Annotated in this window: 10 protein-coding genes; 2 read left to right on the forward strand and 8 right to left on the reverse strand. The window is 70.3% G+C overall.

The window, feature by feature from the left end; genetic code table 11:
- Positions 1-8: 8 nt before the first annotated feature.
- The 6 genes from OG842_RS02865 to OG842_RS02890 form a co-directional block, all read right to left on the reverse strand.
- On the reverse strand, positions 9-1,064 hold the full coding sequence (locus OG842_RS02865) for an MDR family NADP-dependent oxidoreductase (RefSeq protein ID WP_266727129.1): 1,056 nt from the start codon (positions 1,062-1,064) through the stop codon (positions 9-11).
- Entirely contained in the window at positions 1,061-2,785 is a 1,725-nt protein-coding gene (locus OG842_RS02870; protein WP_266727131.1) for a phytoene desaturase family protein, read from the reverse strand. Before OG842_RS02870 ends, OG842_RS02865 begins: the two co-directional genes overlap by 4 nt.
- 20 nt (positions 2,786-2,805) lie before the next feature.
- Positions 2,806-4,488: a phytoene desaturase family protein gene (locus OG842_RS02875; protein ID WP_266727133.1), complete on the reverse strand. Its 1,683-nt coding sequence runs from the start codon at positions 4,486-4,488 to the stop codon at positions 2,806-2,808.
- The gene (locus OG842_RS02880) at positions 4,478-13,984 is read right to left on the reverse strand and encodes a non-ribosomal peptide synthetase/type I polyketide synthase (protein WP_266727135.1); all 9,507 of its coding nucleotides are present in this window, start codon (positions 13,982-13,984) and stop codon (positions 4,478-4,480) included. Before OG842_RS02880 ends, OG842_RS02875 begins: the two co-directional genes overlap by 11 nt.
- A gap of 50 nt (positions 13,985-14,034) precedes the next feature.
- Positions 14,035-14,934 carry a sterol desaturase family protein gene (locus tag OG842_RS02885; RefSeq protein WP_401874996.1) on the reverse strand — a complete coding sequence of 300 codons (900 nt, stop codon included), beginning with the start codon at positions 14,932-14,934 and terminating at the stop codon, positions 14,035-14,037.
- Positions 14,935-15,374: 440 nt separating this feature from the next.
- Entirely contained in the window at positions 15,375-16,883 is a 1,509-nt protein-coding gene (locus OG842_RS02890; RefSeq protein ID WP_266727137.1) for a glutamate synthase subunit beta, read from the reverse strand.
- 258 nt (positions 16,884-17,141) lie between these two features.
- Between OG842_RS02890 and OG842_RS02895 the strand changes: the two genes are divergently transcribed.
- Positions 17,142-17,732, forward strand: coding sequence for a lytic polysaccharide monooxygenase auxiliary activity family 9 protein (locus OG842_RS02895; protein ID WP_266727139.1), 591 nt, complete (start codon positions 17,142-17,144; stop codon positions 17,730-17,732).
- Positions 17,733-17,828: 96 nt separating this feature from the next.
- On the opposite strand, the gene OG842_RS02900 is transcribed toward OG842_RS02895, so the two are convergent.
- Both OG842_RS02900 and OG842_RS02905 read right to left on the reverse strand, forming a co-directional pair.
- On the reverse strand, positions 17,829-18,713 hold the full coding sequence (locus OG842_RS02900) for an aminoglycoside phosphotransferase family protein (RefSeq protein WP_266727141.1): 885 nt from the start codon (positions 18,711-18,713) through the stop codon (positions 17,829-17,831).
- A gap of 550 nt (positions 18,714-19,263) precedes the next feature.
- Positions 19,264-19,788 (reverse strand): hypothetical protein, encoded by a 525-nt coding sequence (locus OG842_RS02905; RefSeq protein WP_266727143.1) that lies wholly within the window; start codon positions 19,786-19,788, stop codon positions 19,264-19,266.
- Positions 19,789-20,233: 445 nt separating this feature from the next.
- On the opposite strand from OG842_RS02905, the gene OG842_RS02910 reads away from it, so the two are divergent.
- Positions 20,234-20,494: a substrate-binding domain-containing protein gene (locus OG842_RS02910; RefSeq protein WP_266727145.1), complete on the forward strand. Its 261-nt coding sequence runs from the start codon at positions 20,234-20,236 to the stop codon at positions 20,492-20,494.
- The last annotated feature ends 9 nt before the right edge of the window (positions 20,495-20,503 follow it).

Genomic DNA, 20,503 nt, shown 5'->3' on the forward strand with positions numbered 1-20,503 from the left:
GCAGGGGGTCAGAGTTCGACGAGTACCTTGCCCCGGTTGGCCCCGCTGTCCCGGTAGAGGCTCCGGTAGGCGTCCGGGATGTTCTCGAAGCCGTGGTGGAGGGTGTGTCGGCAGCGCACCTTGCCCCGCCGGACCAGGCCGCCGAGCTCGTCGTGGAGCGCGCGCCAGTTCGGTTCGGTGAACCATTCCAGCGAGAAGATCCCCCGTACGTGTGCGCGCGGGAACATGATGTAGGGCAGCAGTCGCGGTCCCGTGACGTCGCGGCCCACCTGGGTGGCCCACTGCCAGCACACGGCCACCTGGCTGTCGATGTTGAGCATGGAGAACACGGCGTCGGTGACGGTCCCGCCCAGATTGTCGAAATACTTGTCGACGCCGTCCGGCGCGGCCCACAGCAGCGCGTCCCGTACCGCCTCGCTGTTGTCCCCGTGGCGGTAGACGACGACCGCGTCGAACCCCAGCTCGTCGAGGTAGTCCGCCTTCTCCGGCGTCGATGTGGTGCCCACCACCCTGGCCCCCGCGAGCTTGGCCAGCTGGCCGACCAGCGAGCCGACGGAACCGGAGGCGCCGCTGATCACGACGGTGTCCCCCGGGCGGATCGACATGAACTTGGTCAGGGTGCCCCAGGCGGTCATGCCGGGGCCGCCCATCACGCCGAGCGCGGTGGGCAGCGGCAGCACGTCGTCGTACCAGTCGGGGTCCAGGCGGCGGAAGGCCGGGAAAACCATCGGGAACGTGCCGGTCTGCCAGGGGGTGGCGGCGCCGTTGCTGACGAGATGGGTGCGCCAGCCGCCGAACCCCTGCACCAGGTCACCGGGGCGGTGGGCGGCGAGCGGACCCGATTCCAGCACTTCCATGATCGAGTCGGCGCCCATGTGCGCACCGAGCGGGGTGTCCAGCGCGATGCCCTGGAGGTAGGGGTCCACCGATACGTAGCGCGTCCTCAGGAGCATCTCGTCCGGGGCGAGTTCGGTGTCGATCTCCTCCTCGATCTCGCCGTAGATCCGCTCGACGTCGGGGATGCCCTCGATGTGCTCGCGCACCACCCATTTCCTGGCCCTCATCCCGCTACCTCTCTCCCGACGGGGGCCGGTCGGCCCTCCGTGAGGGGCCGCGGCACCGGCCGGGGCCCCACCTCGATGACCCGGTGGGTCGGTGACGGACCGCTTTCGTCGATGGACGCGGTGAACGCGCGGCCGTCGTCGCGGCAGATGAACTGCATGACGTGCCGGCCTGCCGCCGCCGCGCGGATCAGGCCGCCGGTGGTCGCCCATACGCCGGACTGGTAGAAGTTCCGCAGCCCCGGCAGGCCGGGGCCGTGCCGTTTCACGAGCTTCTCCAGCGTTTCGCCGCTCTCCACGAACGGCTGCCAGCCAAGGACCGTGCCGTCGTAGTTGCCCGTGTAGCGGACCTGGGTGAGCGGGCTGGACACGTCACGGACGGCGATCGCGTCGGCGATGCCGGGGTGCTGCCGTTCCAGGAACGCGACTAGTGTCTCGCGGGCCCGGCGCTTGGCCGTGTAGTAGCCGCGGCCGTGGCGCACCGGGAGCGTGTGCAGCTCCTGCCCGCCCCGGCGGCGGGTCACCTGTTCCGGGCCTTCGTCCAGTGCGCGCCAGGGGGCGATGTCGCAGAAGTAGGTGACGTACGCGACGCTCGTCCCGGGTGGGGAGAGCTCGGGGTAGTGCTGATTGCGGAACTGGACGTTGATGCTGGGGTGCCGGATGCCGGTCAGTGCGGCCGCTTCCGTCTCGTCGAGCAGGTAGGTGGTGCAGGGGTCGGCGTCGGGGAAGTCGCGGCGCAGGCCGAGGAACAGCGTGAAGTAGCCGGGGAACACCATGCCGGGTTCCCGGATGGTGCGGGTGTAGAGGCGCCGGTACTCCTCGTTGAGGTAGCGGCCCTTCAGCAGGTCCATCATGGTGGTGCGTCCGTCGCAGGCCGAGACGATGATGTCGGCGCGCAGTTCACGGCCGTCGCTGAGCCGCACCCCGACCGCTCGGTCGTCCTCGACCAGTACTTCCTCGACCTTGGCGTTGTAGGTCACTTCGCCGCCGAGCGCGCGGTAGCGCTGCTCGATCGACTCGGCCAGCCCGAGCGAGCCTCCTTCGGGGACGCCCGCGGAGAGGTTGGCGTGTGAGGCGAGCTGGAAGTGGAACGGCAGTACGGGGAACGCCGGATGCTTCTCGTACAGGATGAAGTTGAACGCCTCGCGCAGCAGGGGGTCCTTGAACCGCGCCGAGAAGTCGGTCATCAGCACGCCGATGGATTTGCGCACGACGTTGAAGTACGGGATGAACGAGGCCAGCATGCGCCAGCGTTCCGTCGTCGGCATCAGTCCTACCGGTCTGAGGAACGGGTAGACGGCCAGGCATTTGCGGAAGGCGCGCAGTTGCTTGCAGAAGTTCCTGATCAGGGCCGAGTCGGCGGGCGAGAGCTCGGTGAGGTGGGCCTGGAGCCGGTCGGGGTCGGAGTAGAAGTACACGGCCCGGCCGCAGCGGCCGCGCACGACGTTGAACACGTCGAAGTGCCGGATCTCCTTGCCCTGCAACGCGCCGAGCTCCAGCCAGATCTGGTGCATCTCGTTGCCGGGACCGCTGCCCAGGAGCCAGCTGACGCAGGGGTCCAGTCTGAAGTCGCCCCGGTCCCAGGCCGTGCAGCAGCCGCCGGGCAGTTCATGCATCTCCAGGACATGGGTCCGGTAGCCGTTCATCCGGGCGTAGCACCCGGTGGACAGCCCGCCCAGCCCTGCGCCGATGATGATCATCGACTCTCGTTCGGAACGCGGCATGAACCTGTTCTCCTCGGTGCTCATGTGCGGGTGTCACCACGCATGGACCAGTTGTCGAGCTGGGGCAGTCGGCCCAGCTTTCCCGGATGCCAGGGGTCGGTGCCTCGGCTCTCGGTTGCCGTGAACCCGCGTCCCAGCTCGTCGCAGAGGTACTGGACGACGAAGCGCCCGGTGGACGCGGCACGGATCAGTCCGCCCATGCCGACCCACTGACCGGCCATCGAGAATCCGCGCAGGCCCGGCAGGCGCATGCGGTCCTTGCCAACCAGCTTGGCCGCGATGTCGTCGGCCTCGGAGAACGCCTTCCAGGCCAGGATGGAACCGTCGTGGTTGCCGGTGTAGCGCCGGGTCGTCGCCGGGGAGGCGACATCGACCAGCTCGATGCGCTCGCCCGTGCCCGGCAGCCGGCGTTCCAGGAACCTCCTGACGAAGTCGGCCACTTGGCGCTTCTTCTCCCGGTATTCCTTGCGGTCGGCAGCGCGCAGTTCCTTCCAGTACGTGAAGTCGCTGAAGTAGGTGCAGTGGATGACCGATCTTCCGGGCGGCGCGAATCCGTCCGAGTAGTCGGAGCGCATCTGCACCACCACGCTGCTCTGCAGTGCGCCGGGCAGCTGCTCCGCGTCCTGCGGGTCGAGCAGGTAGGTGGTGCTGTGGGCCCGGTCGGGGCCCAGCTCGCCCCTGACTCCGACGAAGGCGGAGACCACCGCGGGGAACAGCGTGCCGGGGCGGTGCAGCAGTTCGTCGTAGAGCTTGTCGATCCGCGGTCCGGTGTACCGGCCCTGCAGGAGACCGTGGATCGTGGTGTGGCCGTCGCAGGCCGCGACGACGTGGTCGGCGTAGTACCGCCTGCCGTTGCGCAGCTCGATCCCGACGGCGCGCCCGTCCTCGACCAGGATCCGTTCGACGCGCGCCCGGTAGCTGATCTCGCCGCCGAGGCCGGTGTAGCGTTCCTCGATCGACCGGGCCAGACCGAGCGAACCTCCTTGCGGGAAACCGGCGTTGTCGTGGTGGGCGCCGGCCATGTTGAACAGGTACGGCAGGAGCGGAAAGCCCTCCGGATCCTGGAAGAAGATGTTGCGGAACGCCCTGCGGAGCAAGGGGTCCTGGAACCGGTCGGCGAATTCGTGCATCGGCGTGGCCGCGGTGCGCCAGAACAGGCGGAACGCGGGCAGCACGGTGCGCAGCAGCGCCGCTCTCTCCCTTACGGTGCGCAGGGCGGGGGCGGTCAGGAACGGGTACAGCTCGATGTCGGTGAACCGGCGCAGATCACGGCAGAAGGAACGGATCAGCCGGGCGTCGGCGGGCGAGATTCCCAGCAGGTGGTGTTCCAGCCGGTCCGGGTCGTTGTAGAAGGTCACCGAGCGCCCGTTCTCGTCGACCACCCGGTTGAACATCTCGAAGTTGGTGATGGTCTTGCCGTCGAGCGCGCCCAGTTCGCGCCACACCTGGTTGGCTTCGTTGCCGGTGGCCGTGCCGATCAGCCATTCGATGCAGTAGTCGAAGATGTAGCCGTCGCGCGACCAGGCCGTGCAGCAGCCGCCGGGCAGCACATGCTTCTCGAAGATGCGCGAGCGCATCCCGTTCATCTGCGCGTAGCACCCGGTGGACATTCCCGCGACGCCGGCGCCGATCACGATGACCCGGGGGCTGCTGTCCTTCTCCCGGCCGGGAACACTCCAGTCGTCCTCCGTCTCATCGGCCATCGGCGCCGCCCTCCTGGAGGATGCCGCGCACCAGCTCGGCGTTGCGGGCCGCGTGCTTGGGGTCGAGCATGTCGGCGTGGATCCCGGAGCCGCGCAGCAGGGCGGTGGCCGTGGTCGAGCTGCCGTGCCAGGTGCCGGACTCGCCGGCGGCGTAGAGTGCCGTCTTCTCCTGGTCGGTGATCACACTGACGGTCGCGGACACCGTGCCGAGGTTCGGTGTGCGCCCGCAGAAGGCCAGGTACTCCGCGGCGTGGTCGAGGGTCTCGCGGGCCACCGCGTCCGATCCGGTGTGCTTGCGCAGGTGCTCGGCCAGTTCCGCCTCGAAGAACTCGATGTGCTCGGGGCCTGGTTCGTACGGTTCGACGATGCGGTGCGAGTCCAGCACGATCACATGGGCGACTTCGCGTCCCCGGCTCTCCAGTTCCCTGGCCACTTCGAAGGCGAGGTTGCCGCCGAGCGAGTAGCCGAGCAGCAGGCATCGGCCCTCGGGCCGGTGCGACTCGACGAGGTCGGCGTAGCGGGCCACCTTGTCGGCACCGGGGACGTAGTTGAAGGCGATCAGCCGGTACTCGGGCAGTGCGGTGGCGAACCCCCGGTAGACGAGTCCATGGCCGCCCGCCGGCGGGAAACAGAACACGGTCTGCTCCCGCTCGCTGTTGAAGCTGAGGCAGGGCAGGTCGTCGGCGATCGATCCGGTCGCCAGGCGTTCCAGCGTCGCGGCCATCCCGTGCAGGGTCGTGACCCGGTACAGCAGGCTGACGGGGATGCCAACGCCGAATTCCTTGCGCAGCCGGTGGATCAGCTCGATCAGTTTGATGGAGCTGCCGCCGGCCTCGAAGAACTCCTGTGTCAGGCCTGCCCTCTCCAGTCCGAGCAGTTCCTCCCAGTGCCGGGCCATGCTCAGCTCGAAGGGTGTGCGCGGCGTCTCCTCGGGTTCGTCGTCCGCGTCGAACCGGGGCGTCGGCAGGGTGGTGGGGTCGACCTTGCCGTTGGCGGTCAGCGGCAGTTGCGGCAGTACGACGAAGTGTGCCGGAACCATGTACGCGGGCAGCCGCTCCCCGAGGTACCGGCGCAGCGCGCGCCGGTCCGGTGCGGCCCCTCGGGCCGGGACGCAGTAGGCGACGAGCACGTCCTCGCCGCGGGCGTCGGGGCGCACCGTGACGACCGTCCGGGCCAGCTCGGGCCGCTGGGCGAGGTGTGCCTCGATCTCGCCGATCTCGATCCGGTGGCCCCGGAGCTTGACCTGGTCGTCGACCCGGCCGAGCAGATGGACCCGGCCGTCCGCGTCCCAGCGTGCCGCGTCGCCGCTGCGGTAGAGGCGTACGGGGGCGGCGCCCGGCTCCCGGCTCAGGGTCCGGGTGACGAAGCGTCGGTCGGTCAGCTCGGGGTCGCCCGCGTAGCCGAGGGCGACGCCTTCACCGCCGATCCACAGCTCGCCGGGCACACCGGGCGGCACCGGTTCGCCGTGCCGGTCGAGCACATGGAGCGTGCTGTTGCCCAGGGGCCGTCCGATCGGCACCGTCCGGCCGGGTTCCAGGTCGTCGACGGGGCCTTCGAAGAAGGCGCTGTCGATGGTCGCCTCGGTGACCCCGTAGGAGTTGATCAGTCGGGTCTGCGGCCCGCACAGGTCGTGCAGCCGTCGGTACTCCCCGGCTTTCCACACGTCGGACCCGACGACCAGCAGCCGCATGAAGTCCAGGCTCAGGTCCCGGCGTTCGCAGTGGTCCATGAGTCCGCGTACGACGGCGGGCACGAACTCCGCGCAGTCGACGCGCTCCCGGCGCATCGTGGTGTACAGGCGCTCGGTGTCGAAGAGCAGATCGCGGTCGACCAGCACCAGGCTGCCGCCGGAACACAGCGCCCGCACCACGTCGCCGGTGAAGACGTCGAACGACGGGGCGGCCATCTGAAGGTGTACCCGCACGTCGCGGTCCAGCCGGTATTCCTGGAGCCAGGCCGCGTAGGCCGAGGCGAGGTTGCGGTGGCTGACCCGCACGGCCTTGGGAAGGCCGGTCGAGCCGGAGGTGTGGATGACGTACGCGGCCGAGTCGGGTCCCGTCGGGTGCTCGGCGCCGGTCCCGCCCTCGCTCCGGCCGTCCGGCCCGTGGACCGCGTCCGGGTGCGCCTCGCGCAGCTCCCGCAGCGTGAGGGTCAAGGCCGGCAGCCCTGCCATCCGGTCCCGGCAGGCGTCGTCCTCGACGACGACGAGGGTGGCGTCCGCGGCCCGGACGGCGTGGGCGGCGCGGTCGGCCGGATGGTCGGCCGGGATCGGGAGATAGGCACCCCCGGCCTTGAGGACCGCGAGCAGTGCGACGACGAGGTCGGGCGACTTCTCCATGCAGAGTGCCACCACCGACCCGGCACCGGCCCCGAGCGCGCGCAGTCGCCGGGCCAGCTCGTCCGAACCGTGGTCCAGTTCCGCGTACGTGAGCCGGCGCCCCGGCCCCTGGAGCGCCGGGGCCGTGATGGCCACGGCGTCCGGGCAGCGGGCGGCGGTCTCGCTGATCAGCCGGTGCACCGGGCGGAATCCGTCCGTCCCGCCCTCCCCCGCCGCCGGGGGCAGGGCGATGCGTCCGGTGCCGCTCCACTCGCTGATCAGCCGCTCGCGCTCCTGGGCGTCCAGCATCTCCAGCCGGGAGGTGGGCCGGTCCGCCGGGGCGCGGGTCATGCTGTCGAGCAGTGCGGTGTAGTGCGATGCCATCCGCCGCATGGTCTCCGGCAGGAACAGGTCGGTGTTGTACTTCAGGACGCAGTGGAAACGGCGCTCCGCCTCGTCCTCGTAGACCGACAGCGTCACATCGAACTGTCCCTCCTCTTCGGGGAGTTCGATGTACTGGAGCCGGTAGCCGTACTTCTCGGTGGCGACCTTGTGGGTCAGCAGGATGAACATGGCCTGGAACACCGCGGAGCGGCTGGGGTCGTGCTGGAGCCCCAGTTCGTCGACCAGCAGCACGAAGGGGTACTCCTGGTTGTCCAGGCCGCCCAGCACCGTGGTGCGGACCTCTTGGAGCAGCCGGGCCACCGACGGGTCGCCGGACAGATCCGCGTGCAGCGGGAGCGGATTGACGAAATAGCCGTAGACGGAGGCGAAATCCTGCTCGGTCCGGCCGGTCACCGGGCTGCCGACGATGACCTGGTCCTGGCCGGAGTAGCGCTGCAACAGCAGGTAGTAGGCGCTGAGCAGCACCATGAAGGGGGTCACGTCGTGCTCGCGGGCCAGGGTGTGCACCCGGGCGCTCAGCTCGCCGTCCAGGACGAAGAACTCCGAGGCGCCATTGTGTGTCTGCACGGCGGGACGGGGCTTGTCGACGGGCAGTTCCAGGGTCGGCACCTCGGCCGGCAGGTGCGAACGCCAGTAGTCGAGCATGCGCGGCGCCGCGGGTCCGGCCAGGAAGCGGTTCTGCGCGTTGAGGAAGTCCAGGTAGCGGGCGGTGACGGGCGGCAGCGAGGGGGCCTGCCCCTGGCGGAGCCCCTCGTACACCGCCAGGAGCTCCTCGATGAAGGTGAACGTCGAGATCGCGTCGGAGACGATGTGGTGCACCGCCTTCATGATCACCCAGCGGTCGGGGGCGCGCTTGAAGAGGCGGAAGCGGAAGAGCGGGTCGCTCTCCAGGTCGTACGGCTTTCGGTACTCGGCGACGATCGTGCGGTGGATGTCCTCCCACTCCTGGTCCTGCACGTCGAACAGTGCGACGTCCGGGCTCTGCTCCGGCGACACCTGTTGCAGCGGCACGCCGTCCACCGTGCGGAAGTTGGTGCGCAGGGCGGGGTGTCGTGCCACCATGCGGCGCACGGCCTCGAACATGCGGTCGGGATCGAGTGAGACCCGGACCTCGACCGCACCGCCGATGTTGTACGCGTAGCCCTCGGGGTTGAGCTGCCTGAGGAACCACAGGGCCTTCTGGTTCTGTGTCAGCGGGTGGCTGAGTTCGTCCTCGAACACCTCCACCTCGCCCGTGTCCGTTCCGCCGGCCTCGTGGGCGACCAACTCGGCCAGGGCGTCGTGGAGTTGCGTGATCAGTTCGGCGACCGGGGTGCCGCTCAGCAGTGCCACCACGGGCGGGGCGACGCCGAGCTCGGAGCTGATGCGGGCGCGCAGCTCCATCGCAAGGAGCGAGTCGAGCCCCAGTGCGTTGAGCCCGGCCTGCGGATCGACCCGGTCGGGGCCGGTCCGCAGCACCGAGGCGGTCAGTTCGACGAACCGTCCGGTCACCAGGGACAGGCGTTCCGCCGTGTCCGCGTGACGGAAGGTTTCGAGGATGCCCTCGCCCGGCCCGATGGCCGCCCTGGCGGGGGCCGCCGCCGCCAGCTCGGCGACCAGCCGGGGCGGTGAGGCGTACCAGGCCTGGAACACCGGCCAGTCGACGACCGTGGCGACGAGCAGCTGGGCGCGGTCCTGGCCGATGACGCGTTCCAGCACGGACATGCCGACGTCCGGTGCGAGCGAGCTCATCCCCCGGTTGTGGAGGTAGTGGTCGACGAGCCCCAGCTCCTCGATCATGCCGGTGGCCCAGGGGCCCCAGTCCACGCTCAGCCCCGGCAGCCCGCCTGCCCGGCGGTGCTGGGCCAGCGCGTCCAGGAACGCGTTGCCCGCGGCGTAGTTGGTCTGGCCCGCCGTGGTCAGCAGCGAGGCGATCGAGGCGAACAGCACGAAGTGGTCCAGCGGTTCGTCCCGCAGGTGGCGGTGGAGCAGGTGGGCACCGATGGCCTTGGGGTCGTGGGCCTCGGCGAACGTGCGGTGGTCCATGTCCTCGACGAGTGTGTCGCGGACCTGACCGGCGAGATGGAACACGCCGCGCACCGGCAGCGGATCGGTGCGCCGGTGAGCGTCCAGCCAGGCCGTGAACGCGGCTTCGTCGGTGATGTCGAGCGGCGCCAGGACGACCCGTGCCCCGAGCGCCTCCAGTTCCTTGACGAAGGCGGTGGCACGGCCCGCAGCGGTGTCGGGGTCGAGCTCCCGCCAGGTGGAGCGCTCAGGCAGTGCGGTGCGTCCGATCAGGATCAGACTGCGCGCGCCACACCGGACGAGCGTCCGGCAGAGCAGTCGGCCGAGCGCTCCGAAGGCGCCGGTGACCAGGTAGTTCGCATCGGTGCGCAGTCGCAGTGGAAGGGGGTGTGTCAGTTGTTCGGCCCGTCGGATGCGGCTGGTCCGGCGGGCCGAACCACGGAGCGCGATCTCCTCCTCGTCGTCGGTGAGGAGTTCACGCAGCAGCGCACGGGCCTCGGCCCGGCACTCCTCGTCGCCCGGCACCCGGGGGCCCAGGTCGATCAGTTTGCCGGGGTGCGAGGTGAGCTCCTGGTGCCTGAGCACCCGGCCCACTCCCCACGCCGGTGCTCCCAGCGGCTCGACGGTCTCGCCGGGCTCGACGTGCTGGGCGCCACGGGTCACGATGTGCAACCGGCCGGCCTTCCCGCGGCGGAGCAGCGTGCGGGCGAGCGCGATCAGCGAGTAGGCCCCGGCGGCGCTGGTCCGTACGAGGTCCTGCGCAGAGGCCTGGGCGAGCGAAGGCAGGTCGAGGTTCCACAGATGCACGATGGATCCGACGCTTCCCGCGCCGCCCGCGCCGCCGCTGTGCTCGCCGTCCCTGCCTTCGCCCAGGTCGGTGAACAGTCGCTCCAGGTCGGTGGCGGACCCCGGGACGACCGTGAACCCGTCGCCTTCGCCCCCTCGCCGGTACGTGTCGCCCGGACGCACCAGGTGGCAGCGCTCACCCCGGGCGGCCAGCAGGGCGCTCAGGGCGTCGCCTACGCCCTGGCTGTCGGCGAACACCAGCCAGTCGCCGCCGGTGGGCTCGGTGAGGCGGCCTTCGGCGCCGGTGGCCGCGCCGTGTCCGGCCTCGTCCGTGGCGGGGTCGAAGGGGCTGTCGATCCAGGCGGTCTCGGCGAGCCATGAGTCGATCGTGCCGAGTCCGACCGTGGTGGAGGCCTTCTCCACATCGGCGGCGCGGAAGCCGTTGATGCCGCCGAGGGGCTCGCCGCTGTCCGCGTAGACGGCCATGTCCCCGACGAGCTCGTCCGCGCCGTCGCGGGTCACCGTGGCATGCACCCAGATCGGCCGGTCTCCCACCGGGGCGAGGCGCAGCTCGTCGATCGACAGCGGCAGGCGGATCCCGGTAGTCCGGCGTTCCGGTCCACCGGCAACCGCGCTGGTGCCTTCGGCTTCGAGCAGCTGTGTCGTCAGCAGCGACTGGAAACAGGCGTCGAGCACTACGGGATGGATATGGTGTCCGGCCGCGTCGTCACCGATCACCGCGGGCGGGCGCAGACGGGCGAGCACCTCTCCGGAGCCGATCCACACCTCGCCGATGGCCCGGAACGCGGGCCCGTAGTGGTAGCCGAGGGCGGCGAGCTCCGCGTAGCATTCCTCGCCTCCCAGCCTGCGCCGGGCGCGGGCCCGGAGGGCTTCGGTGTCGGCGGGGGGCCCGGCCGGCCGCGGCTGGCCCGAGCGCACGACTCCGCTCGCGTGAACCGCCCGGCCGCCCTCGTCCGGCCCCTTCGACGCGATCGTGAACGCCGCGTTCTGCGAGGAGAGGGTCAGCCGGACGGCCCGGTCCTCGCCCTCCGGCAGGAACAGCGCCTTGCGGAACTCGATGTCCGTCAGCACGACATGGGTGCCGCCGGTCAGGGCGCGGACCGCCTGCGTGGCCATCTCCAGGTATCCCGCTGCCGGGAAGACCACTGTGGACTGGATGCGGTGGTCGTCGAGGTAGGGCAGCCGCTCGGTGTCCAGGGCGGTGTCCCAGGTCGGTTCGGTGTCCGTGGTGCGACGGCCCAGCAGCGGGTGGTCGGCGTGGCCGAGACGGACCTGGGCCACGGGTGCGGGCTCCGTCCAGTAGCGGTCCCGCCGCCACGGGTAGCGGGGCAGTACCACCGATCTGCCCGCCGGGTGCAGGGTGTCCCAGGCGATGGGGACGCCGAGGTTGTGCAGCTGGGCCAGCGAGGCGGCGAAGCGCTCCGGCTCGTTCTCCTGGCGGCGGATCGACGGCAGGGTCCGTGCGGCCGCACCCCGGTCTTCGAGGCACTCGCGGATGGAGTGGCCGAGCACCGGGTGCGGACCGATCTCCAGGAACAGTCCGTATCCGTCGTCGGCGAGCCGGTCGACGGCCGAGCGGAAACGGACCCGGTGGCGGACGTTCTTCCACCAGTAGCTCGCGTCCAGCTCGCTGCCGTGGGCCGTGCCCTCCTGCCCGGTCAGGTACAGCGGAACCGTCGCCGTCCGGGGAGCGAGATCCTCCAGCGAGGCCAGCAGTTCGTCCTTGATCACCTCCATGCCCGCGCTGTGGTAGGGAACCTGCACCGTGAGGAACTTGGCGAAGACCTGCTCGGCGTGGAGCCGGTCCGCCAGCTCGGCCAGTGCGTCACGGTCGCCGGCCAGGGTGACCGCCGAGGGGCTGTTGACCGCGGCGACGGACACCCGGTCCCCGAACTCGGCCACCCGGGCCTGCGCCTCGTCCTCGGGCAGGCTCACGGCGAGCATGGTGCCGGTCCCGGTCAGCTTCTGCTGGAGACGGCTGCGGTGCAGCACCACCTTCACCGCGTCCTCCAGGGAGTAGACCCCAGCCTCGTAGAAGGCGGCGACCTCTCCGGTGCTGTGACCGACGACGGCGTCGGGCCGCACACCGTACTGGCGCCACATGGCCGCGAGTCCCACCTGGACGGCGAAGTTGGCCGGCTGTGCGAGCCAGGTCTCGCCCATGCGCGACCCGGCTTCGTCGGCCCTCATCTCCTCGATCAGGGACCAGCCGGCAATCGAGCGGACGACTCGGTCGCAGCGGGTCACGGCATCCAGGAACACCTCGTCGCCGTCCAGCAGTTGGCGGCCCATCCCCCACCACTGCGGCCCCATCCCGGTGAAGACCCAGACCAGGCCGCGCTGTCCGGCTTCGAGCTGCCGGCCTTGGACGACTCCGGGGTGCGGCTCGCCGCACAGGAAGGCGTCGAGTGCCTCGTCCAGTCCCGCCCGCGAGGAGTACACGACGGAGAGCCGCGACTCCAGATGCTGGCGGCGGTGGGCCAGTGTGTAGCCGAGGTCGGGGAGCGACACCCCGGGGCCGTGCGTTCCTGACAGTTCGCGGCGGATGCCGGCCGCCACCTCCGGGAGGGCTTCCGGGGCGCGGGCGGTCAACGGAAGGATGTTCCAGGCCCGTTCGGCGGGCGGAACCGACGGAGCGCTCCGCTCCGGTGCCTGTTCCAGCACGACGTGCGCGTTGGTGCCACCGAACCCGAACGAGTTCACCCCGGCCCGCGCGGGTCCCACATGTGCGGGCCACCGGGTCGGCTCGGTCGGGATGCGGTACGGGGACGCCCCCTGGTCGATGGCGGCGTTCAGCTGCTCCAGGTTGATGTGGGGCGGGATCATGCGGTGCTTGAGGCAGAGCACGGTCTTGATCAGGCCGGCGATGCCCGCCGCCGATTCGGTGTGCCCGATGTTGGTCTTGACGGAGCCCACGTAGCAGGGTGCGTCCGGTCGGCGGCCCTCGGCCAGCGCCCGGCTCAGTGCGTTCGCCTCGATGGGGTCGCCCACCGGCGTGGAGGTGCCGTGCGCTTCCACGTACTGGAGGTCGCCGGGCGTGATGCCGGCCTCGCCGCAGACACGCCGGATGAGGGAGACCTGGGCGTCCGCGTTGGGCACGGTGATGCCGTTGGTCCGGCCGTCCTGGTTGACCCCCGCGCCGAGGATCACCGCGTGGATGGGGTCGCCGTCGCGCAGGGCGTCGTCAAGGCGTTTCAGCGCGACCAGGCCGACGCCCTCGGCCCGTACGTAGCCGTTGGCCGTGGCGTCGAACGCGCGTGAACGGCCGTCGGGCGACAGGAATCCGCCCTTCGTCTCGGCGATGGTGTACTGCGGCGCCATGTGCAGCAGAACACCACCGGCCAGCGCGAGATCGGTCTCCCGGTTGTTGAGGCTCTGACAGGCGAGATGCACGGCGACCAGGGAGGAACTGCACGCTGTGTCGAGCGACAGGCTCGGTCCGCGGAAGTCGAAGCAGTACGAGAGACGGTTCGAGACCATCGTCATCATGGTGCCGGTGGCGGTGTGGGCGGCGAGTGACGAGAAGCCCAGGTCGGAGAATTGCAGGATCTTGTAGTCCAGCGTGAACGCACCGACGAACACGGCGGTATTGCTGCCCGCGAGCTCCGCGGGCCGTTGCCCACCGTCCTCCAGCGCCTCCCACGCGACTTCGAGCAGCTTTCGCTGCTGCGGGTCCATGTGGTCGGCCTCGCGCGGGCTGATGCCGAAGAAGGCGGGGTCGAATTCGTCGAAACCGTCGATATATCCACCGCGGCCGCCGATCAGACGTCCCGGTTTCTCCTTGTGTCTGCTGCCGAGACTGCCGACGTCATAGCGATCGGCCGGTGTCGGTGTGATGCAGTCCTTGCCCTCCATGAGGTTCTGCCAGTACGCGCGGTGGTCCGACGCACCGCCGGGCAGTCGGCACCCCATGCCGATGATCGCTACTTTTTCGCTCACGGAGGCACTGTTCACGTCGGGCAAGGCTGTAACTCCTCAAGTCGTGACGCCGAGGACCGGCATGGAAGGGCAGTTCAGACAGAACCGGTCCTGGGCCCCTTCGCACGGCGCAAGGGGTGGAGAAGGCTGGCAACGATCTCCCCGGTACGGGGGAAGGCCGCGGGATCGCCGAGCCCGACCGCGACCGGTTCGCGGCCGGGCCGCCAGGTGTAACTGTCGAAGGCGTGGTCCCAGATCGACAGGTCCGAGCCGTAGTGGCCCGCCTCGGACAGGTCTGTGCTGTGGTGCAGTCGGTGCTGTTCGGGGCTGGCGAGCACATGGTTGAGCCGGCCGATGCGCACGTCGATGTTGGCGTGGATGAAATAGCCCTGGGCGGCCACGAAAAGGCCCACGACGAACACGGAGTCCCGGGAGAATCCGACCAGCGCCAGAGCCAGCTGAACGGTTCCCTGCGCGAGAACGATATCGAGGACATGATTGACGCCATTATTGGCGACATTGACCTTTTCCGGCACATGGTGCACTCCGTGCAGCCGCCACAATATCGCATTGGTATGGCCGAGCCGGTGCACCAGGTAACTGGCAAGAGAACCGGTCAGCAATGCCGCCGGTATTTCTGCCCAGAGATTGAGATCCGATCCACTCGGCGACACCTCGGAGACAACGACGGAGACCAGGTACTGTGCGAATGCACTGGATACCATCGTCAGCACGAAATAGACCCCGTACCAGTACCATTCACCGGCATTGGGATGCCAGGACCGGCGGTGCGGAATCAATCGTTCGAGCACGGTGAAATAGGAAATGACACCGAGCAGGAAGAGCGGGCTCACACGGTCGGGGTCCCAGTCGAGACACAGTGCCGTCGCAGCCACCGAAACCGCGCCCGCCAGCAGGAACGGGTACGCCGCCACACGCAGGGCTGCGCGCGCGGGCACCGGGGCACCTTTCCCTCCGGCCCGACCGGAATCCACCTCCGGATCACCGCCGGGCAGCGGTTCACGATTTTCCACTCACAGCACCTTTACGAAAGGAACCGGCACAGCGGGGTGCACTGGCCAGGAAAGAGACACTGATTCACCGCATGCGGGCACACGGGACCGGCACACCGGTCACCACGTGCCGGACGAAAGGAATATACGCTGAAGCGCGAGAGGGATCGCCTGATGGACCCCACGGACCCGAGAACCCTCGCCGGGCCGGCCCGCTCTACTAACTTTTCCTCACTCGGCGGCCTCAACCGTCGAATTCAAGCCGCATGCTGCGACCGTCGTGGCGGGAGTCGTCGACAAGGGCCGGACCACCCGGTCCACCGGGGCCGCCCCAACCACCGCCCACCCCATCCATCCAGTCCACCATGAATATGAATTACTAGTAATACAGGCGCAAGGGGGTCGACCTCTCAGAGGGGCGCTCAAGCCGCCAGAGGTCGGTCGTGCGGTGCGATCGGTGCCGGGAGCACTGTGGAGCCGGCCAGGTAACGGTCCGTCGCGGCTGCGGCGGACCGTCCCTCCGCGATGGCCCACACCACCAGGGACTGGCCGCGCCCCGCGTCACCGGCGATGAAGATCCCGCCCGTCCCGGGGCGGGCCGCCCGCCCGGACGGCTCCGCAGTCTCGGCCCGGAAGCAGACGTTCCGGGCGAAGTTCCCCCGGCCGTCCAGAGTGAGTCCGAGCTGCCGCATCAGCCCCGTGCCGTGTTCGGGGCCATAGAAGCCGAGGGCGAGCAGGACCAGATCCGCCGGGATCCCCCGCTCGGTCCCGGGGCGCGGCCTTCTGGCCTGCGGCTCCACCTCCGCGAGGCGCAAGGCATGCACTCGCCCGGTCCGGTCCCCCTCGAAGCGGAGGGTGGCCGAGGAGAAGACCCGGGGATCCGCACCCGCCCGCCCCCGAGCCTCCTCATGGGCATGGGAGATCCGGTAGACCTTCGGGTAGACGGGCCAGGGCTCGCCCTCCGGACGGTCGCCGCCGGGCTCCGGGTTGATGTCCAACTGCACCACGGATGCGGCCCCCTGGCGCAGTGCGGTGCCCATGCAGTCCGATCCGGTGTCCCCTCCCCCGATGATCACCACACGCTTGCCCTCGGCGGTGACGGCCGGAGCTTCGCAGTCCCCCTCGGTGACCCGGTTGGCCAGGGTCAGATAGTCCATGGCCTGGTGGATACCGCGCAGTTCACGACCGGGTACGGGCAACTCCCGTTGTCCACGCGCACCCACTGCGATGACGACCGCGTCGTTTCGCTCGGCGAGCCCGGCGGCGCCGAGGTCGTTGCCGATGTCCACGCCCGTACGGAATTTGGCGCCCTCGGCCCGCATCTGCTCGATGCGGCGGTCCAGGTGACGCTTCTCCATCTTGAACTCGGGGATGCCGTAGCGCAGCAGTCCGCCGATGCGGTCGGCGCGCTCGTAGACGACGACAGTATGGCCGATTCTGGTGAGCTGCTGCGCCGCGGCCAGCCCCGCCGGACCGGAACCGACGACGGCGACGGTCTTCCCGCTGAGCCGCTCGGGCGGCCGCGGTGGAGCGTATCCGCGTTCCCAGATCTGGTCGGCGATGGCCTGCTCGACGTTCTTTATGGTCACCGGGTCGGCGTTGATGGCCAGCACACAGGCGTCCTCGCACGGGGCCGGGCACAGCCGTCCGGTGAACTCCGGGAAGTTGTTCGTCGCGTGCAGCCGCTCGGCCGCGGCCCGCCAGTCCTCCCGCCCGGCGTACGTGTTCCACTCGGGGATGAGGTTTCCCAGCGGGCAGCCGCTGTGACAGAACGGGATGCCGCAGTCCATGCAGCGCCCGGCCTGCTCGGACACCAGGGGGAGCCGCGCCTGTCCCGCGTAGACCTCGTTCCAGTCGCTCAGCCGTTCCTGGACGGGGCGTGCCGGGACGGGCCGTCGGGGGAACTTGAGGAAGCCGTGTGGGTCGGTCATGGGGCCGCCTCCATCGCTCAATCGCGGTGCACAGGCGTTTTTGCCAGCGTACGCCTGCTTTGTCCCTCGGCCCACCATGCCGACCGGTATCCCCCGACCCGATCGCGGCCGTCGTCAGCCCGTCGGCCGACGGCGCATTACTGGTATGGACATGACCATTCGCCCTGACTAGTCTCGAAGTTGGTCTAGACCTAGTGGGGTGGAGCGCGCCCTCCCCACTCGTCACGCAGCGCCCCACACCTCCTCCAGGAGCGAAGCATGCGCAGAAAGATCACCTCGTTCATCCTCGGCCTCGGGATCGCCGGAGCCTCCCTCTTCGTCACCACAGGCAGCGCTCAGAGCCATGGCTACACCGACGCCCCGGTCAGCCGTCAGCAGCTCTGCGGCAACGGCACCGTGCGCAACTGCGGCCAGATCCAGTGGGAGCCGCCGAGCGTCGAGGGCCCGAAGGGCTTCCCCGCCCGCGGCCCGGTCGACGGCACCATCTGCGCCGGCGGCAACGGCCGGTTCTCCGAGCTCGACGACCCGCGTGGCGGCGCCTGGCCCGCGACGAAGGTCACCGGCGGGCAGAGCTACACCTTCCGCTGGCGCATCGAGGCCCGGCACGCCACGACCGATTTCCGCTACTACATAACCAAGGACGGCTACGACCCCGCCAAGCCCCTCACCAGGGCCGACCTGGATCCGCAGCCGTTCCTGACAGTGCCCTTCGGCGGCCGTCTGCCGGGATCCACCGTGACCCACGACGGGATCCTGCCGCAGAAGTCGGGCAAGCACCTGATCCTCGGCGTCTGGACGATCGCCGACACCGGCAACGCGTTCTACGCCTGCTCGGACGTCACCTTCTGATCCCGGTCCGCACCCGGTCGACTTCCGCTGCCAGGCACGGGCCCACCCCGGGCAGCGGAAGTCGTCCGGTGGAGCGCCGGGCCGCCCGCGAACTCGTCAGCCGTTGAGGGCTTCGGTGATCTGGCGGGCGGTCTGCACGGCGACCCGGGGGTGGTCGGCGGCGTACGCGGTGCAGGCGTTCAGGCCGGTGGCCAGCGCCCAGCCCCGCCCCCTGGTCCAGGTCGCGTCGTCCACGCCCAGCACGTCGCGGAAGACGGCCCGGGTTCCGGCCGACATCAGGGTGAAGGCGATGGTCAGGTCGCAGGACGGGTCGCCGGTGCCGAGTTCGCCGAAGTCGATGACCGCGTCGAGACGGCCGTCGGTGGTCAGCAGGTTGCCGGCGTGGAGATCGCCGTGGAACCAGACCGGAGGACGGTCCCATCCCGGCGCGCCGAGCGCCGCGTCCCACAGCTCGGTCATGGCCGCCGCGTCGAACGTGCCGTCCACCGCCGCGATGGCGGCCCGCGTCGCACCGTCCCGGTCGGCCAGTGACCGTACGGTCAGACCCTCGCGATCCTCACTCGGCGCGACCCGCTGGAGAGCTGCCAGGAATCGCGCCAGGCCGACTGCGGCGTCCGCCGATTCCGCCAGGCCCTCGACGGTCGCCACCTCGCCGTCCAGCCAGCGGGACACCGCCCAGGGCCACGGGTAGCCGAAATCCGCCTCCCCCACCCCCATCGGCACCGGGACGGCCAGCGGCAGGTGCGGGGCGAGCCGGGGCAGCCATGCCGCCTCCTTCCGGGCCTGCCCCATGGCCCCCGGATGGCGGGGCAGCCGGACGGAGAGTTCCTCACCGAGCCGGTGGATCACATGATCCGAGCCGGCCCGGTCGAGCGGCTTCAGCGGCAGCCCCGCCCACTGGGGGAACTGTGTGTCGACCAGCCGCCTGACGAGCGCGGTGTCGATCACGGGGTGGATGTCCGCCGTTCGCTCCTCGGTCAAGAACGGCTCCCGCGTTCGGCCCGCTCGGAACGGCGGGCAGTACCGGCCATCACAGCCTGACCGGCACCCGCCTGTCGACGCGTTTTCCCGACCGGCCCCATCACGGCGTCGCCGCACGGGTTCGATGACGGCGAACGAGGTGCGCAGGTCGGTCGGTTCGGGGGCGACGCCCGCGTGCAGGGCGAGCTCGAAGCAGCCGGGGGGCGAGGTCGACGACGGGGATGGTGGCTTCCCGCCGGAGAGCCGGCTGGTGCCGCCGCGCACCCGGGCGCCCTGTTCGTCGGTGACCGTCCAGGAGACCGAGGCGGCCGACGAGCCGAACTCCCCCGCGCCCTGGCCCCGTTGGAAGATCAGGCTCGGGGAGGTGACGGACAGGTGTGCGCCGCGGCCGGGGCGGGCGGCGGGAGCGCCACGACCAGGGTCGGAGCGAGGGCCGGCGCGAGAGCGAGGGTGGGCACTCGGGCGAATGGTGGGCGGGGTCGTGAGCCCGTCCGAAGGCGGTGCGGGCGTCGGGGACCGGCGGCGCCTCCGGTGCCGGTGGTGGTGTTGGTCATGGTGGATCGCCTCTCGGTACTGATGGTCGATGGCCGGTGGGTGCCGGGTGCCACGTCGCCCACCGGCCCGGGGCAGCACAGCGGATCAGCCAGTCAGCTGCACCTGCTGATGGCGCACCAGCGTCACCGGCCTGGACCTGCAGCACGGCGGTGGCCCGTCGGCCGGGGGCCGCCGAGACGGTGACCCGCTCGCCCTCGATCTCGAAGACCACGGTGCGCTCGCGTACCGACGCCCCGTCACTGTGACCGGTGACCCGGTTGTCGAGTGTGGCGGTCACCGGAACCTCCGCTCCCGCCGCGATGTCCCGGGGCGCTGACAGCGACAGCAGCGGTGGCTCCTCGACCTTGTCCACCGCGGCCCGCAGACAGACCGGGGCGCCGGTGGCCGTGAGGTGCACCCAGCCGTCCACCGGCTCCAGGACCCGTTCCGAGCCGAGCATGTCCACCACGGTGACCGGCTTCCGGGTCCGCACCCGGACCGGATTGCCGGTGCGGTCGCTGCTCCACAGGGCCGTGGTCACCGCGCCGCCGCCGGGCGAGCTGGCGCGGACCCGAAGGTGTAGGCGTGCAGGTCGCGGTCGCCGGTGTGCAGCCGGCCGGTGAACCGCGCCCCGGTCAGCTCGCGGGCCGTGGTGGAGTACGCGAGGCAGGCGGGCTTCGGGTTGAGCCCGTAGGCCTCCGGGCCCGTCCTTCGCAGCAGGCCGAAGTTGTGCTCCCCGTTGCTCGGCCCGTTGCCGTCGTTGATCAGGTACGCGATCGCGCATCGCGGAGGCCGCGCGCAGACTCGACTTCCGTCCCAACGCCCTTGCCCAGTCCTTCGCGTTGGGGCGGAGCCGGACGATCGGCATACTCGCCCAGAACGCCCGGGGAGCGTTCACCGAACCGGTGCTGGTCGGGGCGGTCACCCACCTCGGCGGCCAGTAACAGGCGTACCTGCTCTACGACACGGGTTTCGACCCGGACACGATGGACGAGAGCGTCCGCAGCTGCGGGGAGTCGGGAAGGCGCGTGCCGGACGATGTCGCACTGGTCGGCGTGGACAACTGGGAGTACGTGATCAGCGGTCGGTGCTCCCGCCATCTCACCACCGTGGACACGGAGTTGGCCGCGCTGGGCGCCGTCGCCGCGGCCCAGGTGGAAGACGGCCACGACGCCCCCGGGACGCACGCCCACCCGTGCACACCGGTGGTCGGCGCGACGACGGCCGGACCGCGGCCGGAGGGCTGATCCGGTCCG

Source organism: Streptomyces sp. NBC_00376 (assembly GCF_036077095.1).
Classification (GTDB): domain Bacteria; phylum Actinomycetota; class Actinomycetes; order Streptomycetales; family Streptomycetaceae; genus Streptomyces.

Bases quoted from the DNA above. Each gene is read 5' to 3' on its own strand.
- OG842_RS02910 (WP_266727145.1), top strand. From the start codon at position 20,234: ATGGACGAGAGCGTCCGCAGCTGCGGGGAGTCGGGAAGGCGCGTGCCG.
- OG842_RS02870 (WP_266727131.1), bottom strand. From the start codon at position 2,785: ATGCCGCGTTCCGAACGAGAGTCGATGATCATCATCGGCGCAGGGCTG.
- OG842_RS02875 (WP_266727133.1), bottom strand. From the start codon at position 4,488: ATGGCCGATGAGACGGAGGACGACTGGAGTGTTCCCGGCCGGGAGAAG.
- OG842_RS02865 (WP_266727129.1), bottom strand. From the start codon at position 1,064: ATGAGGGCCAGGAAATGGGTGGTGCGCGAGCACATCGAGGGCATCCCC.
- OG842_RS02890 (WP_266727137.1), bottom strand. From the start codon at position 16,883: ATGACCGACCCACACGGCTTCCTCAAGTTCCCCCGACGGCCCGTCCCG.
- OG842_RS02895 (WP_266727139.1), top strand. From the start codon at position 17,142: ATGCGCAGAAAGATCACCTCGTTCATCCTCGGCCTCGGGATCGCCGGA.